Genomic DNA, 1,713 nt, shown 5'->3' on the forward strand with positions numbered 1-1,713 from the left:
TTGAGGGGGTCAATTACCTAATTTTCAGGGAAAAAGTAGCTGAATTTCCCCCTGATCACTCCCATATCTGGTACTTTTGGATTTCAAAAAAGGCTAAAAGTCTTATCCAGCAAGGTTTTTAGATTTATTCAGCAGACCCTACTTAGCTTAACCAATTAGGTTTTAGATTCAATCCTTGTTATCAGTTCACTCTTTACTGTTCACTGTTCACTGGAAATGGCTGACAGCCTTTTTAATTGGGCATTTCAGTTAAACGAGCATTTTGATAATAATGGCTGAGAATGCGATCATAAGTCACCCCTTGGTCAGCGAGGGAAAAAGCACCCCATTGACTTAAACCGATCCCATGACCGAAACCGCGACCATTGATGGCAAAAGTACCGTTATTAGCTGAAATCGTGAATAGGGTACTACGCAGCTCGAGTATTCGCCGTAATTGGGTATCAGAGATTAATTTAGAGCCTTGATCGCCCACTATACGCATTCTAATCACCCGTCCGTGGGGAGTGATCCTTTCGGGAGATAGCGATCGCACGCGACCGACACCACCGATTAAACGGCCTAATTCCCTGGCACTAAAGTTTTTTGACCATTGAAATACCGGGGCGACTTGATCGTAATCGACGACACCGCGCAGGTAGGGTAAGGGGGAATTCCAAACATCTTCGACATTTTCCGTATGACCCCCGGAGGAGGAGTGAAACACCGCTAGAATCGGTTTGCCGTTGAAACTCATAATTTGTCCGGCGGTGGCATTAACTGCCTCATGGGTGCTAGTAAACTCGCTTTCTAGACCCTTATAAACTTGGGTGCGGGTGGTAGTATCGAGATCGTAGATGCGATTACCAGAAGTATTCATTTGGTAGAGAGCATAGGTGCGCGCCGCCACAGATTGGGCTTTTAAGGCCTCTTGCGGCCAGGAGGGAATCGCCTCCGCACCGACGACACTATAGAGATATTCCTCTAAATCGACTAAATTTAGGGCTGTCACCCCAGAACCCTGCCGAATGATCCTTGTTCGTCCTCGATACCAGCGATCATTAATCCAGACGTAACCATCATTCTCCGGTTCGATGATCAATTGACTGGCCTGCCAATCGGCCAAACCCACCGCTTTTCCTCTGGGATTAGCATTGAGGGCATTCATGGCGGTCAATTCTCCTAGGACTCTGCCAGCCCCATCTTTCACCACAGCATCGGTGGAACTGCCCACGGAGACGGCGCTAACACCTTTACTGATGGCAATGCGTAACTCCACAGCAGCTTGGACTGGAGCGATAATCAAAGCCCAAAAAACTAGGACGAGCCAACTATGGGCAGGCAGGCGCTGCAGGTAACTGCCCAGCAGCCTTGCTGTGTGTTTATTGGTCATGGGGATCGGACTCCTCACACAATCGATCGATAATCAATTTTACCCGGACTGGGATTTTTTTGCTACTCCTGTTCGGAAAAATTTTTCCTCCGTCACTTTTTCCCGATTGTCTGACAATTTTTCTGTCCTCTGACCCCTGAATCGGCAAATTGCCTTATTTTGTCCGATTAATCGGGATTTATTCGGGTTAGTCGATTATTCTAATTAGGGGCTGCTGAAAAAGTTTTTCGTGGGGGCAGGGTGTGGGGTGTGGGGTGTGGGGTGTGGGGTTTTACCCATTTTCAGGTGGTCAATTACCTAATTTTCAGGGAAAAAATCCCTAAATTTTCCCCCCAATCACT

At 47.3% G+C, this 1,713-nt stretch carries 1 protein-coding gene; it reads right to left on the reverse strand.

The annotated features are described in order from the left end of the window. Positions 1-232: 232 nt before the first annotated feature. On the reverse strand, positions 233-1,372 hold the full coding sequence (locus O9332_RS12315) for a SpoIID/LytB domain-containing protein (protein WP_002762368.1): 1,140 nt from the start codon (positions 1,370-1,372) through the stop codon (positions 233-235). Positions 1,373-1,713 lie beyond the last annotated feature (341 nt).

Source organism: Microcystis sp. LE19-10.1B (assembly GCF_027530565.1).
Taxonomy (GTDB): domain Bacteria; phylum Cyanobacteriota; class Cyanobacteriia; order Cyanobacteriales; family Microcystaceae; genus Microcystis; species Microcystis aeruginosa.